We start from the raw sequence: 15,406 nt of genomic DNA on the forward strand, positions 1-15,406 counted from the left end.
CGCAGCTCAGCCATCTGTTCAGAGGAAAGATCCATACCCGACTCAACGACCACGGACGCCTCAGGTTCCACAAACAGAATCACAAGACACTAGGGATGCGCAAGGAGCTCTAATGCGGGAGATTTTCAACGGCATGCCGGCCGACGAACTGGGAGCCGACGGCTGGGAGAAGCCGTGGAGCGGCCCCAACGGCGGCAGTTGCGTCGAGACGAAGAAGGTGGACGGTGAGCACGTCGCGATCCGCCAGTCGGCGGATCCGTCGGGGCCGACCCTGATCTGCACCGCGGCCGCCATGGCCGACTTCGTCGCAGGCGCCAAGAACGGTCTCGCCGACTTCCTGCTGTAGTCGCCACCTCCCCCCCCCGGACCCGCCCCGCTACCCCCCAGCCCTCTCGGACACCTCGCCCCCCTCACAACTCGCTCGCCCCACCAAACCCCCCCCCACAAGCCAGAAACGGACGGCCCCGCATGACGGACCTCGACCACCCGTCGGTAGACGAGATCGACACCACCAAGCCCCACCCGGCCCGGATGTACGACTTTTACCTCAACGGCAAGGACTACTACGAGGCCGACCAACTGGCCGCGGCCACAGTCGAGTCGGTCTTCCCCACCGTCAAGATCTGCGCGCGGACGAACCGCCACTTCATGCACCGGGCGACCCGATGGCTCGCGTCCGAGGCCGGCATCCGGCAGTTCCTGGACATCGGTACGGGTATCCCCACCCGGCCCAATCTCCACCAGATAGCCCAGGCCGCCGCCCCGGACTCCCGTGTCGTGTACGTCGACAACGACCCGATCGTCCTCCGGCACGCCGAGGCCCTGATGCGCAGCACGCCCGAGGGTCGTACCGCGTACATCCATGCCGACGTCAGGGAGCCGAAGACCATCATCGAGTCGGAACGGCTGCGTGACACGATCGACCTGACACGCCCGGTCGCGCTGTCCCTCAACGCGCTGCTGCACTTCGTGCCGGACGAGTTCCGTCCGTACGAGACCGTCGGGTGTCTGGTCGACGCGCTGCCCTCCGGGAGCTATCTGGTCCTCTCCCACTGCACCCCGGACTTCGCCCCGGAGATGTGGGAGCGGGTGATCGACGTCTATCACCGCGGTGGTATCCCCGCTCAGGTGCGCTCCCGGAGTGAAGTCCTCCGTTTCTTTGCCGGGCTGGATCTCGTCGAACCCGGCATCGCGGTGCCGCACCGCTGGCGCCCGGACGGCGAACCGCAGGAGGGCGTCACCGATGCGGCGGCCTCCATCTACGCGGGCGTGGCGCGCAAGCCGTAGCGGCGGCGGGCTCCACGTACGCGCCGCCCGGCCGTACGCGCGTGCCCTCCGGTCACGCCCGTCTGTCGTCCGGTCGTACCCGCGTGCCGTCCGGTCATACGAACGCCCCCCAGGCGCCGTTCTCCAGACGGGCCAGCGTACGGAGTCCCCGGGCCGTGACGTCGTGTTCGCCATGGTCCGGCCCGTACGCGAGACAGCTCGCGGCGTCGAGCGCCGCCAGGCATGGCAGCGCTTGGCGCTCCGCGTCGGTCAGCGGGCGGCCGTACCCGTGGAAGAACGCGGCGCGCAGATCGTCGCGGTCCTGCCAGGGGCCGCAGGCCAGCCGTACGAAGTCCTGTACGGCGGGGGCGTATCGGGACCGCTCGAAGTCGATGACCGCCAGTTGTCCCGACGCCTCCTGCCCCGGTGCCCGCTGTCCCGGCACGGCCGGGCCGGTCCAGAGGGCATTGCGCTCCTGGGCGTCGCCGTGGATATGGGCGGGGGCGAGCAGATCGGTCAGTTTGCGTACGTGGTCGGCCGAGCGGCGTACGAGCGCGCGCCGGCTCGCCGACATCAGGTCACCGGCGCGGGCGAGGTGCTGCTCGGTGTCGTCGGCCAGCCGCTCCAGCGCGGCCCGGGCCTCCCGCCGTCCGGCGCCCGGCATCTTGTCCGTGCCGTGCAGACTGCGCAGCAGGGCCCCGAACTGCCGGTGCGCCGAGCGGTGTTCCGGGCCGGGGAGGGTCAATCGCGATACAGGGGTGCCGGGCACGGCGGTCAGCAGCAGCGCCAGTTGCCGGGCGTCGGTCTCCACGAGTCGTGGGGCGCGGCCGAACCCCAGGGCGGGTACCGCGGACTGGTAGCCGAAGGTCTCCCTTTCGTACAACGCGGCGCTCGCCGACTGCTTGATGAAGAAGCGCCGGCCGCGACCGCCGGTGACATCCCAGACCCGCGAGGTCTCACGCGGGTGTGACGCGTCCTGTACGGCGGAGAGGGGCCCGACCACGCGTTCCGCCCAGACGCGTAGCGACGACGGCAGGGACTTGTCGTGACCGTGACTCATGCGCCCCACCTCGGTGACGGTCGTGATGACAGATCCGTGGCGGCCACAACGGGAAACGCGGCGAACGCGGCAAACGCGGGAAGTGAGGAAGACGCGGGAGGCGCGGGGAGAGGGACGGGAGCGAGACGGGCGGGGGCGGGAACAGGTCGCATGATTCCTCCGGAGTGCTGGGCGTTTGGTTGCGCGCCCGGACAACGTCCCTGATCAAGGGCGTGTAACGGGGTGCGCCGAGGGAATCATAGAACAGGTGTTCGATCGATACGGGACCGCCGCGCGGCTTGATCTGCGCCGTTGACGTCCCGGGGGCGAAACGGGAGGCTCGGCGCGACAGCGTCCGATGAGGGCCAATTCGGACCTCGGGTCAGCTGCAGGGGAGGGGCGGAGAACATGGTTGAGCGGAGATTATCCCGATGGTCGTCTGCGGTCGCGTTGATCGCCGCCGGGGCGGTCCTGGCCGTCGGCACGGCGGGCGCGGCCCACGCGGCGGGCGGGGCTCCCGAGGCACCGGCCGCGCGAGCCGCGTCCTCGGGGAGCGTCGCGTTCAGCAGCGATCCCACGCCGGAGGAGCAGGAGCGGCTCCGGCAGATAGCCGGCGCCATCTGGAACGACTCGCTGGCCGCAGGCTGGAACATGAACAGCGATGTGGCGGCCGTCCTCTCGACGGCCACCGGCGAAATCCTGAAGTGCTCCGAGGCCTTCGCCCTCGTTCCTCGGCCGGCGGGCTTCATTCCGGGACTGGGCTATCTCGTCAACTACTGGAAGAACTTGCGTGACTACTTCCTCGTGGTCACCAATGACCGTACGTACGGCGTCTGCGTGAAGGCGACCGCGCTGAATTACCGCTCCGCCATAGAAATGGCCTCGGCGGGCATCTGACGCTCCTTCATCGAAATGGATGGGCGGGCCCGGTCGCCGGGCCCGCCCATTCGAGATGTGCGTACGACGAGGTACGTACGCGCTACTTCGGCGTCAGGACGGTGTCGATGGTGTACACCGTGGCGTTCGCCGTCTTGATGTTGCCGCACAGGATCTTCGCCGTGTCGTTCACCTTGAACGTCCGGTCGGACCCCGAGGTGGAGAGGGTCGTGCCCTCCCAGGTCGAGAAGACGCCGCTGGGAAGCTGGTCGGGGGTGACCTTCTTCTCCACGACGTGGTACTTCACGACCTTTCTGAGCTGCGCCTCGTTGTTCTTGATCTGGTCGAGTTGCGCCGTCGAGAGCTTCTTGAACGCCTCGTTGGTCGGCACGAAGAGCGTGATGTCCTTCGCGGTGTTCAGCCTGTCGGTCAGCCCCGCCTTCTTCACCAGGGAGAGGAACGTGGTGAAGTCCGGGTTGTGCGAAATGGCCGCCGCCACCTGCTCCTTGGCCATCGCGGCGAAGCTGCCGACGCCGGACTTAGGGATCGACGAGCAGCCGGGACCGAACGGGACGGCCGCGCTGGGCACCGGGGTCTTGCTCGGCGACGTGGAGGGGCTGGGCGAGGTGGACGTGCTCGGTGACGGTGACGTCGACTCGCTCGGTGACTCGGAGGTGCCCGGTGACGTGGACCCGCTGGGCGACGTGGGCGTGCTGGGTGTCACGGTCGCGGTCGGCGGTGTGGGGGTGCCGGGCGCGGCGGGATCCGCGAAGGCCTGGGGTGCCATGACGCCCAGGGAGACCGGGAGGGCCACCGCGGCGGCAGCGGCCACGACGGTATTACGGATGCGGGAGGACTTCATGTTTCGATTCCTCTTCCTGTGGGAGGAGGGCCCCGGTTCGGGCCCGGGAGGCGTCGATGGCGGCCGGGGCGGCCGATCCTGCCGGTGGCGCGGGTTGCCGGACGGGGCGTTCTCACCGGTCCAGCCTGTCATTCGATCAAGCCACCGCATAAAGCGTAGCCGCACTGGGTGGAATTGGGCATCTTGAGAGGTATGCGCAGGTCAGGCGCGGCTGTCGGCGGTGGATTCGCCGTCAGGCCCGTCGCCGGAGCCGGATCCGGGTCCGGCTCCGGGTCCGGCTCCGGATCCGGCGTGGGGGCCGGTGTCGCCACCGGGGTCACCGGGGCCACCGGGGTCGGTGTGGCCGCGGCTCAGCGTCAGCCCGAGCCCGCTCACCCAGCCGATCGGCTGGAGCACCCAGTAACTCAGCACCCGGTACAAGAGGGTGACGGCGATCGCCTGCTCGGTGCTCAGCCCGTACAGCACGAGCAGTGCCGTGAGGCTCGTCTCGACCACGCCCAGACCGCCCGGCGTGAGCCGCAGACTTCCGGCGAACTGCGTCAGCGCGTAGACGGCGAGAACGCCGTGCCACGGTACGGCGATCCCGAGACTCCACACACACGCGACCAGACACGCGAGGTCGAAGCCCCAGTTGAGCACGGCCAGCGACGACGGCCACAGCCACGGGCGTATCCCCGGCCTGGTGGTACGGACCTGACTGCCCAGACGTGACAGCGCCCGCTCGATCTCCCACAGCCGTCGGGAGCGCAGTCCGATCCGCCGCCACACCCGCCGGGCCCGGCGCCTTACCCGGGGAAACCGGAACAGTCCGGCCGCCACGCCCGCCACCAGGACCGCCACGGCGGCGAGCCCGACGACCACGGGCCGCACCCCGGCGACCGGGCCCGAAGAACCGGCCGCCAGCACGCCCGCCATCAGGAGTACGAAGAGGCTCAGCCCCGACAGCAGCCCCGCGACCACCAGCACGGTCCCGGCGAGGACCTGCCCCGCGCCCCGGCGGCGGAACTGCCGGAACACCCACGCCGCCGCGAACGCCGCCCCACCGGGCAGCGCCCCCGCGATGGCGTTGGCCGCCAGCACGACGGCGCCGACGACCCGGAGCCGGATCCGCGCACCCCCCGCGCGCAGCAGCCAGTGCTGTACGGCCGCCAGACAGGCCAGGGAAGCCGCCTCGAAACCGGCGGCGAGCAGCAGCCTGGGCAGCCGGACGTCATCGATGAGATGTACGGCGGTGACCAGTTCGTGGCGCCGGGTGAACGCGACGACCACGGCTGCCGCCACCAGCAGGGCGGACACGGCCCACCAGAGCGGACGTACTGATGTGACCGCGGCGGTCAGGACGTGTCGCGAGGCCCCCTTGTGCCCCCCGGGGCGGCCCGCCACGCTCTCCACGATACGACCGCCGGCTCTCCGGCCCCGCCCTCACACGCGAGCCGGCCGCTCCCGGGCCGTCGGACGGTACGCCGGGACGCGGGTCGTGGCACAGGGCCGTTCGGGTGACGGGCGAGCCGTCGGTGACCAGTTTCGGCCGGCCTGTCTCCAGCGGCCCGCCGGGGATCCCCCGCAGCGTGACGCCGGTACGCGGCCCCCCTGCCGGCTGTCCACGCACGCGACGTATACGCCCCCCCGGACCCACGCGTCGCTCATCCTGGTGGTCATGGACGACAGTTGGGCGGTGGCCTGGAGGTATTCCTCCTCGCGCGGCGGCCCGTTGAGGTGGTCGCCCCTGCTGAGAAGCGCGGGCCCGGCGGAGTTGAGCCAGCACGATATACACATGAGCCGTATGGCGCGATGCCGGAAGCACCGGATCACCGGGTGCCCTGACACCCGGTGATCCGGCATGGCCTGGAGGGATGTCACTGAAGTGTGCCGCCGCGGTCGGCCGCGTATGTTCAGTGGATTCCCGGAACCGTCACAGACAGTTGGGAATTCCGGGGGTGAGATTTTCGAGCTTGAAGCCGACGATCCACCTGTTCGGCTGCCCCTCAAGCTGGTACCAGGTGTATCCGCCGCCGCGGCTCTTGCACTTCAGATGGACCGTCTCCGTGTTGTAGATCAGCCCCCACTCCTCGGCGTTCAGGTGCTTGGCCTTGTGGACATTCGCGTTCTGGGGGCCCTTGATGACGCCGGTGTGCTCCACACCCGGTTCCGCGGCGGCACGCGGTACGCCGGAGCCGGAGCCGGAACCCTCCGTCTGTACGGCCGAGGCGATTCCCGTGCCGCCGACCGCGAGTACGGCGAGAACCGTGAGGACACCTGCCTTGCTACGCAATCTACGCATGCTTCCCTCATTCCTTTGACGGGGAATTTCCCCACGCCCTTTATGGCACTCCGGAAAGCGCACCGGGAAGAGGGAGGGAACGCATGTCATCCATACGAGTTGATGACGCCGATGAATACAGCGTTCACGCGATGTGACAGCACCGGCGCACGCCGGGAATCAATGTGACATATGGCATTTCCTCGCCAAAGAAATACGTAATCCGCTACGCATAATGTGATTCATTCTCCATGGCCGAGGCAATCATGCCGGGCGTCGTGACACGGGGGACGGACGGGGAGACGCGGGAAGCGACAGGGAGACACGGGAAGCGACAGGGAGCGCGAGCACGCCCCGGGGGCTGTCAGGCACGTCATCGCGGCGCGGGCAGATTCGTTACGCCCCGACTTTTACGCCCCGACTGTTACGCCCCCGTCTGTCGGGCCCGACTGTTACGCCCCGACCGGGCCGCGACGTTCCAACGCGTCCTCGCGCGCGACGCGCTCCGTGCGCTCCACGCCCGGACGCCTCCCCGGCACCACCAGGACCCGATCCCGCGACAGGGCCCCTGTGTCGGAGTCTCGCGCGGCCGACCGGGATCATCGGCGATATCGGTGCTTACGCCAGCGCTACGCCGCACCCGCTAAGGTCGTCTGACCTGCGGAAAGGCCCTCCCTCGGGGAGGGCCGTGCATCGCGCGTAGAAAAGCGCCCCCGGCAGGACTCGAACCTGCGGCCAAGTGCTTAGAAGGCACCTGCTCTATCCACTGAGCTACGGGGGCCGGGTGGTGGCCTCGGTGACCTGGAGCCCTGGTTGGGTGGTTCCGCGACCTTGCCGGGACAAGGATAGGGCTCCGATCACCTTGACCCGGTTGCTTCACGCCCGTGGCACGTTGTGGAGGTTCAGTGAAGCGAACCGATAATCGCAGGCAGGTGCGATTCACGCATCGCTTTTGGCCCTCGGGGCCCCGGGTGTTGTGCAGTCGTTATGCCTGCGCCCCACTCGTCCCGTCTGTCCTGAGTATGTGATCGGCGCGCAGGGATGTCCATACGCTTCAAAAAGGCTCCAAAATTGGGCATTCTTCGCATGTGGTGACCTTGGACGTACGGCCCCAGCTGATCGACGCACTCTCCGCACTGCGCGACCGTGTCGCTGCCGTGCGTCTTCCACTGCCTCTCACCGGGGCGCCGCGTGCCCGGCAGACCAGGGCCGAGCTGCTCGCGCAGCTCGACGACTACCTGCTGCCCAGGCTCAGGGACCCCGAAGCACCTCTTCTCGTGGTCGTCGGGGGGTCCACCGGCGCCGGGAAGTCCACGCTCGTCAACTCCCTTGTGGGACGGCGGGTCAGTGAGGCGGGGGTACTGCGGCCCACCACACGTACCCCCGTACTGGTCTGCCACCCCGAGGACCACCACTGGTTCGCCGGGATGCGGGTGTTGCCGCACCTGACGCGCGTCTGGCTGCCGCAGCAGGAGGACGACGGGGGGATCGGTACGGACGGAACGGGGCCCGTGGAGCAGAGCGCGCTGCGTATCGACACCGCCGCCGCCCTGCCCCGCGGGCTCGCGCTGCTCGACGCACCCGACATCGACTCGCTCGTGGTGGAGAACCGGTTGCTGGCCGCCGAGTTGATCTGCGCCGCTGACGTGTGGGTCATGGTGACCACCGCCTCCCGCTACGCGGACGCCGTGCCCTGGCATCTGCTCCGTACCGCGAAGGAGTACGACGCGTCGCTGGTCACCGTCCTCGATCGGGTGCCGCACCAGATGATCGACGAGGTGTCACGGCAGTACGCGGCGCTGCTGACCCGGGCCGGGCTCGGTGACGTACCGCGGTTCACCATCCCCGAACTGCCCGAGTCCGCGGGCGCCGGGCGGGGCCTGCTGCCCACCACCGCCGTCGCGCCGCTGCTCGCCTGGCTCGCGCACCGGGTGCAGGATCCGGCGGCTCGTCAGCAGGCCCTGGTGCGCACCGCGGCGGGGGTCATCGACTCGCTGAACGCGCGGATGCCGGAGCTGGCGGGGGCGGTGGCCGCGCAGTACGCAGCCGCCGTGCGGCTGACGGGCGCGGTGGAGGACGCCTACGCGGCCGAGGGCGAGCGGGTGCGGCGGCAGCTCCAGCGCGGGGCCGTGCTCGCCGGGGACGCGCGCACACGCTGGCGTGGCTATCCCCGGGACAGTTCGGCGCGCGAGCTGCTCGACTCACTGGTGGAGAGCCTGGGCGCCCTCCTCCAGTGCGCGGTGGCCGCCGCCGAGGAGCGGGTGGAGGAGGTATGGGGGCGTGAGCCGGCCGCCGGGACGCTGCCCGTGCCGGGCCCGGACGGGGAGACGGCGGAACGGGTCGGGATGGCCGTGCGCCGCTGGCGCCGCGTCCTTGAGGAACTGGCCGAGGAGGAGGTGCGGCAGCTCGAACGGACCCCCGCGCCCGACGCCGAGACCGTCGCCGCCCTGCTCGCGACGGCTCTGCTCGGCGGCCGGCGGGCCCGGCTCGCGGGGGAGCGGCTCGCGGAGCGGGTCGGGGCGCACGCGGCGCTGCGGCTGCGTGACCGGGGCGGCGAGTTGGTGACGACGTACATCGATCGCGTACTGCACGGGGAGCGCGACCGGCGGCTGGCGCCCCTCGACGCACTTGAGGTGACCCCGGAGCCACAGGCCGAGTTGATCGCCGCGCTGTCCGTACTCAAGAGGGAAAGGTGACCGATGTGGCTCAGGTGACTGATGTTGCTGACGAGGCCAACAAGATCAACGCGGCCAACGTGGCCAGCACGACCAACGTGGCCAACACGACTAATGAGTCCGATGAGTCCGATGAGCCTGATGGGCCTCATGGTTCTCATGGTTCTCGTGGTTTTCACGGGGTTGATGGGGCTGATGGGACTTCTGAGAACGGAATGGATGGTGCCGAGAACGCCACGGAGCCCGGGAAGTCCGCGATGCTCGCGAAATTCATGAAGCCCGTGAAATTCATGAAGTCGGCGAAATCCACGGAATCCAGAGAGCCCGACGTGGCCGTGGAGTCCCAAGAGGCCTATGAGGCACCCGAGTCCGAGGCGGCACCCGAGTCCGGGGCGGCCGCCGAGTCTGGAGCGCCCGCCAATTCCGGAGAGTCCGCCGTGCCCTCTGAGTTCTCCGCCCCCGACGAGCTCAGCCCCTCCGCCGGCAGCTGGGACGACGGGCTGATCGCCCGCCGCGCCACCGGCCACGGCTCCCCGGACGGCCTCAGTGGCGTGGACGGCCTTGACGAGATCCCGGACACCGGTTCCGCCGAGTCCGAGGCCCACACGCCCATCGGAGGCGCGTACGGCGGCTCTCTGCGCGTACGTCTCGATGCCCTGGGCGAGCTGGTGGGACTGTCGCGGACCCGGCTCGACGGATCCGTACTCGCCGAGGCCGGGCGCGTACTGGACGAGGCGTCCGCCCGTCAGCGGCTCTCCTGGCGTCATACCGTCGTCGCCATCGCGGGAGCGACGGGCAGCGGCAAGTCGACGTTGTTCAACGCCCTGGCCGAGGTGCCGATCTCGGAGACGGGCCTGCGCAGGCCCACCACCTCCGCCCCCATCGCCTGCGTCTGGTCCGAGGGCGCGGCGGGGCTGCTCGACCGGCTGGCCATCCCCGGACGGCTGCGGCGCAAGCCGCTGGCGGGCGGGGACGGGGACGAGGAACTGCACGGCCTGGTCCTCGTCGATCTCCCCGACCACGACTCGGCCGTCGTCCGCCACCGTGAGCAGGTGGACCGGGTGCTCGCGCTCGTGGACGCGGTGATCTGGGTCGTCGATCCCGAGAAGTACGCGGACGCCGCGCTGCACGAGCGCTATCTGCGGCCGCTCGCCGGCCACGCGGAGGTCACCTTCGTCGTGCTCAACCAGATCGACCGGCTCCCCGGCGAGGCCGCCGACCAGGTGCTCGACGATCTGCGCCGGCTGCTGGACGAGGACGGGATGGCCCTCGGCGAACACGGCGAGCCCGGCGCCACGGTCCTCGCGGTCTCCGCGCTCAGCGGGCACGGCGTGGGCGAACTGCGTGAGCTGCTGGGGCGGTTTGTCCAGGAGCGGAACGCCGCGGAACTGCGGCTCTCCGCCGATGTGGACGCGGCGGCGTGGCGGTTGCGGTCCGCGTATGTCGCCGAAGGACGTGCCGGACTCGGCGAGCGTTCCCGTGAACAGTTCGCCGACCGGCTGGCCTGGGCGGTCGGCGCGGTGGCCGCGGGCGAGTCGGCGGAGCGCGCCTGGCGCAGGAACGCGGGCCGTGCGTGCGGAACGCCCTGGCTTCGGCTCTGGCGGTGGTACGAGTCCACGCGGATGCCCGGCGGCCAGACGCCGCGGCCTCCGGCGGTCGTGGAGGAGGAGCTGACGGCACGCCAGCGGGTCGAACAGGCCGTACGTACGGTGGCGGAGGAGGCGTCCGCCGGGCTGCCCGCGCCCTGGGCGCACTCCGTGCGCGAGGCGGCGGCACGGGGCGCGGAGGGGCTGCCGGAGGCGCTGGACGAGCTGGCGGTGACGGCGTCCACCCCGAGCAGCCGGCCGCCGCGGCCCGCCTGGTGGCCCGCGGCCGTGCTGGCGCAGGCGTCCATGACACTGCTTCAGATCTTTGGCGCGCTGTGGCTGGTGGGGCAGATCATCGGCGTACTGGAACCGGGGCTGCTGCCGCCCGTGCTGGTGATGCTCGCCGGGATCGTCGGCGGGCCGTTCGTGGAGTGGGCGTGCGGGGCGGCCGCGATGGGGCCGGCGCGGCGGTACGGGCAGGACGCAGAGCGGCGGTTGCGCGAGGCGGCGGCGGCCTGTGGGCGGGCGCGGGTACTGGATCCGATCTCGGCGGAGCTGATGCGCTACCGGGAGGTGCGGGAGCAGTACGTGACCGTTTCCCGCAACGGCGGATGAGCGATGACACGGACCGCGGCGGGAGGACCGGGAGGACGGGGCGGGTGACGGGGGTGACGAGGGGTGACGGGTTTTTCCACAACTGACAGGTAATACACAGGCGGCAGCACATTCTTTCCATCCGGTCCAGCATGGGATCAGTCAATGCAGCCGGACGGGGAGGGGCCGTTATGAACGACACCGTGGTAACCGTGGTGGGGAATGTCGCAACAGGGGTGGAATTCAGGGAGTCGCCCACGGGCGGTGTGGCCCGGTTCCGATTCGCGGTGACGGGGCGCCGTTGGGACCGGCAGAAGAACGGCTGGGCGGACGGACCCACGAGCTTCTACACGGTATGGGCGTGGCGAACGCTGGGGGCGAATCTGGCGGCCTCGGTCTCCGTCGGTGAGCCGCTGGTGGTGCACGGCCGATTGCGGGTGCGGGAGGACGAACGGGAAGGGCAGCGCCGGACGTCCGTGGAGATCGACGCGATGGCGGTCGGACACGATCTGACGCGTGGGACCGCCGCGTTCAGACGTGTGACCAGGGCGACTCCTTCCCTGACGGAGCGTCACAAGGCGGCGACGGAGGGGGAGGGGCGGGGGCGGGCACGGCTTGAGGGGCCGGATCAGGTGCGTCTTCCCGGGCGGCTTCCCGTGTCGGAGGGGGTGCCGGACGCGGCGCCCGCTCGCGCGCTGGTCGCGGCGTCGACCGCTGTTTCCTGAGCGGAGGTTTTGGAGACATGTCGATATACTCGGCCGCATTGCATAGCTCTGCCGGAGTGTCGATAACGATTCCGATTCGGAACGGTTATCAGAGTGCGTGAGTGGACTCCGGTGGTTCGCGCCGTCCATAGGATTCGCGAGTAGTCACGGGGTACTTGAGTCTGCTGGCGAGGCATCCCCCCACGCGTTCGACGCGGAAGAATCTCGCCCGAAGGGGAATTCTGTGTTTTCTGCGATATCTGCGTCATCCGTACGGAGGCGAGGCGCCGCCCGTCTCGCCGCCGCGGTACTCGTCTCGGGTCTGGTGGCCGTGGGCTCGGTGGCCGGCGCCGGCGCGGCCACCGCCGACGAGGTCCCGCAGCACCAGGGCGGCGCCGCGGCCACCCTCGACGGACTGAAGACCTACGACGGTGCCGTGCTCCACACCAACGGCAAGGACCAGCAACTCCCCGCCGGTGTGTTCGAGATGACCGTGGACGGCGGCGGCAAGCTCAAGACGTACTGCATCGATATCCACAACCCCACACAGGACCAGGCGAAATACCTGGAGACCCCCTGGAACCAGACCTCGCTCGGCGCCAACAAGAACGCCGGCAAGATCCGGTGGATCCTGGAGCACTCCTACCCGCAGATAGACGACCTCTCGGCGCTCGCCCAGAGCGCGGAGAGCGGGCCCCTCACCGAGAAGACGGCGGCGGCGGGCACCCAGGTCGCGATCTGGCGCTACTCGGACAACGCCGATGTCGACGCCAGCGACCCGGCGGCCGAGAAGCTCGCCGACTGGCTGGAGAAGAGCGCCCAGGACGCCGCCGAGCCCAAGGCGTCCCTCACCCTTGAGCCCGGCGCCGTCTCCGGCAAGGCCGGTGAGAAGCTCGGTCCGATCACCGTCCGCACCAACGCCGCCGGTGTCACGGTCACGCCGCCCGCCGACGCCGCCGCCAGCGGCGTCAAGATCACGGACAAGGACGGTGCCCCGGTCACCGCCGCCGCCAACGGCACCCAGCTGTACTTCGACGTCCCGTCCGACGCTTCCGACGGCACCGACTCGCTCGGTGTGCAGGCCACCACCTCCGTACCGGTCGGCCGGGCCTTCGCCGGTGTGACCAAGAGCCAGACGCAGATCCTGGCCGGGTCCAGCGAGTCCACGGTCGCGGCGACGGCGACCGCCACCTGGGCCGAGCGGGGCGCGATCCCCGCCGTGACCGCTCAGAAGAACTGCGCCGAGGGCGGCGTCGACATCACCGCCACGAACAAGGGCGACGAGCCGTTCGTCTTCGAGCTCAAGGGCACCGAGCACTCGGTCCCGGCCGGTGAGTCCAAGACCGTCACCGTCCCGGTCGGCGAGGACGAGGCGTATGACTTCACCATCACCGGGCCCGCCGGGTTCACGCAGAACTTCAAGGGCGTCCTGGACTGCCTGACCACCAGCGACTCGGGCCCCGTGACCCAGCAGGAGTCCGCGCAGCCCCTCCCGGCCTCGGCCGGCGGCTCCTCGGCGGCTGCCACGGACAACCTCGCGGAGACCGGCTCCTCCAGCGCCACCCCGGTCATCGCGGGTATCGCGATCGCGCTCGTGGTGCTCGGTGGCGGCGCCGTCTTCCTCCTCCGTAAGAAGAACGCCTCGACGCCTTCGGCTCCCGGAGAGTGACCGACGTCTCGCGCTGAGTGAGACATCGCAGCCCGTGGCCCCCGGCGCGCACCCGCGTGCCGGGGGCCACGGCCGTGAGAACGGCGTGAGAGCGGTCCGGGGAGCGGTACTGGTTTCCATCAGGGGATGGACATGCGGCAGGATGGCGTGTATCTGCCCTCACGCGGCGGAGCCGCACATTGGCCCTTCTCGATTGCCGGACGGTTTCTCTTGGCTGAGTACATCTACACGATGCGCAAGACGCGTAAGGCGCACGGCGACAAGGTCATCCTCGATGACGTGACGCAGAGCTTCCTGCCGGGCGCGAAGATCGGTGTGGTGGGTCCGAACGGCGCCGGTAAGTCCACCGTGCTGAAGATCATGGCGGGGCTGGAGCAGCCGTCCAACGGCGACGCGTTCCTCACCCCGGGATACACGGTTGGCATTCTCCTTCAGGAACCGCCGCTGGACGAGTCCAAGACCGTGCTGCAGAACGTCCAGGACGGCGCCGCCGAGATCATGGGCAAGCTCAACCGCTTCAACGAAGTGGCCGAGCTGATGGCGACCGACTACTCCGACGCGCTGATGGAGGAGATGGGCAAGCTCCAGGAGGACCTTGACCACGCCAACGCGTGGGACCTGGACACCCAGCTCGAACAGGCCATGGACGCGCTCGGCTGCCCGCCCGGCGACTGGCCCGTCACCAACCTCTCGGGTGGTGAGCGCCGTCGCGTCGCGCTCTGCAAGCTGCTGCTCGAAGCCCCCGACCTGCTGCTCCTCGACGAGCCCACCAACCACCTGGACGCCGAGTCCGTGCAGTGGCTGGAGCAGCATCTCGCCAAGTACCCCGGCGCCGTCGTCGCCGTCACCCACGACCGGTACTTCCTCGACAATGTCGCCGGGTGGATCTGCGAGGTCGACCGCGGCCGTCTCCACGGCTACGAGGGCAACTACTCCAAGTACCTGGAGACCAAGCAGGCCCGTCTCAAGGTCGAGGGCCAGAAGGACGCCAAGCGCGCCAAGCGGCTCAAGGACGAGCTGGAGTGGGTACGGTCGAACGCCAAGGGGCGCCAGGCCAAGTCCAAGGCGCGGCTGGCCCGTTACGAGGAGATGGCCGCCGAGGCCGACAAGATGCGGAAGCTGGACTTCGAGGAGATCCAGATCCCGCCGGGCCCCCGGCTCGGCAGCGTCGTCGTCGAGGTGGAGAACCTTTCCAAGGCGTTCGGCGAGAAGGTCCTGATCGACGACCTGTCGTTCTCGCTCCCCCGCAACGGCATCGTCGGGGTCATCGGCCCGAACGGCGCCGGCAAGACCACGCTCTTCAAGATGATCCAGGGCTTGGAGGAGCCGGACTCCGGCAGCATCAAGGTCGGCGACACCGTCAAGATCAGCTACGCCGACCAGGGCCGCGACAACATCGACCCGAAGAAGACGCTGTGGGCGGTCGTCTCCGACGAGCTGGACTACATCAATGTCGGCCAGGTCGAGATGCCCTCGCGCGCCTATGTCTCCGCCTTCGGCTTCAAGGGCCCGGACCAGCAGAAGCCGGCCGGTGTGCTCTCCGGCGGTGAGCGCAACCGGCTGAACCTGGCGCTGACCCTCAAGCAGGGCGGCAATCTGCTGCTCCTCGACGAGCCGACGAACGACCTGGACGTCGAGACGCTGTCCTCGCTGGAGAACGCGCTGCTGGAGTTCCCCGGCGCGGCCGTGGTCGTCTCCCACGACCGGTGGTTCCTGGACAGGGTCGCTACGCACATCCTGGCCTACGAGGGCGAATCCAAGTGGTTCTGGTTCGAGGGCAACTTCGAGTCGTACGAGAAGAACAAGGTCGAGCGGCTCGGTGCGGACGCCGCCCGTCCGCACCGCGCCACCTACAAGAAGCTGACGCGAGGCTGA

At 69.6% G+C, this 15,406-nt stretch carries 12 protein-coding genes and 1 tRNA gene; 8 read left to right on the plus strand and 5 right to left on the minus strand.

The genetic code is table 11. The features are described from left to right. Window positions 1-112: 112 nt before the first annotated feature. Complete coding sequence (locus ACFRMN_RS37220) at window positions 113-346, plus strand: DUF397 domain-containing protein (RefSeq protein ID WP_030352492.1); 234 nt, start codon at window positions 113-115, stop codon at window positions 344-346. A 122-nt stretch (window positions 347-468) separates the two neighbouring features. Next, window positions 469-1,287 (plus strand): SAM-dependent methyltransferase, encoded by an 819-nt coding sequence (locus ACFRMN_RS37225; protein ID WP_383028606.1) that lies wholly within the window; start codon window positions 469-471, stop codon window positions 1,285-1,287. 94 nt (window positions 1,288-1,381) lie between these two features. Here ACFRMN_RS37225 and ACFRMN_RS37230 read toward each other — a convergent pair whose 3' ends face one another. After that, a complete protein-coding gene (locus ACFRMN_RS37230) occupies window positions 1,382-2,326 on the minus strand; it encodes a phosphotransferase enzyme family protein (RefSeq protein WP_383028608.1) in 945 nt (314 codons plus the stop codon). 387 nt (window positions 2,327-2,713) lie between these two features. Here ACFRMN_RS37230 and ACFRMN_RS37235 point away from each other — a divergent pair, with 387 nt between their 5' ends. Next, on the plus strand, window positions 2,714-3,202 hold the full coding sequence (locus tag ACFRMN_RS37235; RefSeq protein ID WP_383028611.1) for a hypothetical protein: 489 nt from the start codon (window positions 2,714-2,716) through the stop codon (window positions 3,200-3,202). 82 nt (window positions 3,203-3,284) lie between these two features. On the opposite strand, the gene ACFRMN_RS37240 is transcribed toward ACFRMN_RS37235, so the two are convergent. The 4 genes from ACFRMN_RS37240 to ACFRMN_RS37255 form a co-directional block, all read right to left on the minus strand. After that, on the minus strand, window positions 3,285-4,043 hold the full coding sequence (locus ACFRMN_RS37240; RefSeq protein ID WP_383028614.1) for a fasciclin domain-containing protein: 759 nt from the start codon (window positions 4,041-4,043) through the stop codon (window positions 3,285-3,287). A 201-nt stretch (window positions 4,044-4,244) separates the two neighbouring features. Next, complete coding sequence (locus tag ACFRMN_RS37245; protein ID WP_383028617.1) at window positions 4,245-5,426, minus strand: YbhN family protein; 1,182 nt, start codon at window positions 5,424-5,426, stop codon at window positions 4,245-4,247. A gap of 529 nt (window positions 5,427-5,955) precedes the next feature. Then, window positions 5,956-6,324 carry a hypothetical protein gene (locus ACFRMN_RS37250; RefSeq protein WP_383028619.1) on the minus strand — a complete coding sequence of 123 codons (369 nt, stop codon included), beginning with the start codon at window positions 6,322-6,324 and terminating at the stop codon, window positions 5,956-5,958. 687 nt (window positions 6,325-7,011) lie between these two features. Further along, window positions 7,012-7,084: transfer RNA gene (locus tag ACFRMN_RS37255), tRNA-Arg, on the minus strand. A gap of 316 nt (window positions 7,085-7,400) precedes the next feature. Here ACFRMN_RS37255 and ACFRMN_RS37260 point away from each other — a divergent pair. From ACFRMN_RS37260 to ettA, 5 genes are all read left to right on the plus strand, one after another. Continuing rightward, complete coding sequence (locus tag ACFRMN_RS37260; RefSeq protein ID WP_383028665.1) at window positions 7,401-8,999, plus strand: dynamin family protein; 1,599 nt, start codon at window positions 7,401-7,403, stop codon at window positions 8,997-8,999. A gap of 251 nt (window positions 9,000-9,250) precedes the next feature. Then, a complete protein-coding gene (locus tag ACFRMN_RS37265; protein ID WP_383028622.1) occupies window positions 9,251-11,179 on the plus strand; it encodes a GTPase in 1,929 nt (642 codons plus the stop codon). Between the two features lie 170 nt (window positions 11,180-11,349). Continuing rightward, complete coding sequence (locus ACFRMN_RS37270) at window positions 11,350-11,883, plus strand: single-stranded DNA-binding protein (RefSeq protein WP_383028625.1); 534 nt, start codon at window positions 11,350-11,352, stop codon at window positions 11,881-11,883. A gap of 223 nt (window positions 11,884-12,106) precedes the next feature. Beyond that, the gene (locus ACFRMN_RS37275; RefSeq protein ID WP_383028628.1) at window positions 12,107-13,531 is read left to right on the plus strand and encodes a Cys-Gln thioester bond-forming surface protein; all 1,425 of its coding nucleotides are present in this window, start codon (window positions 12,107-12,109) and stop codon (window positions 13,529-13,531) included. Window positions 13,532-13,741: 210 nt separating this feature from the next. Beyond that, a complete protein-coding gene (ettA, locus tag ACFRMN_RS37280) occupies window positions 13,742-15,406 on the plus strand; it encodes an energy-dependent translational throttle protein EttA (protein WP_383028630.1) in 1,665 nt (554 codons plus the stop codon).

Origin of the sequence: Streptomyces sp. NPDC056835 (assembly GCF_042789485.1) — a bacterium.
Classification (GTDB): domain Bacteria; phylum Actinomycetota; class Actinomycetes; order Streptomycetales; family Streptomycetaceae; genus Streptomyces.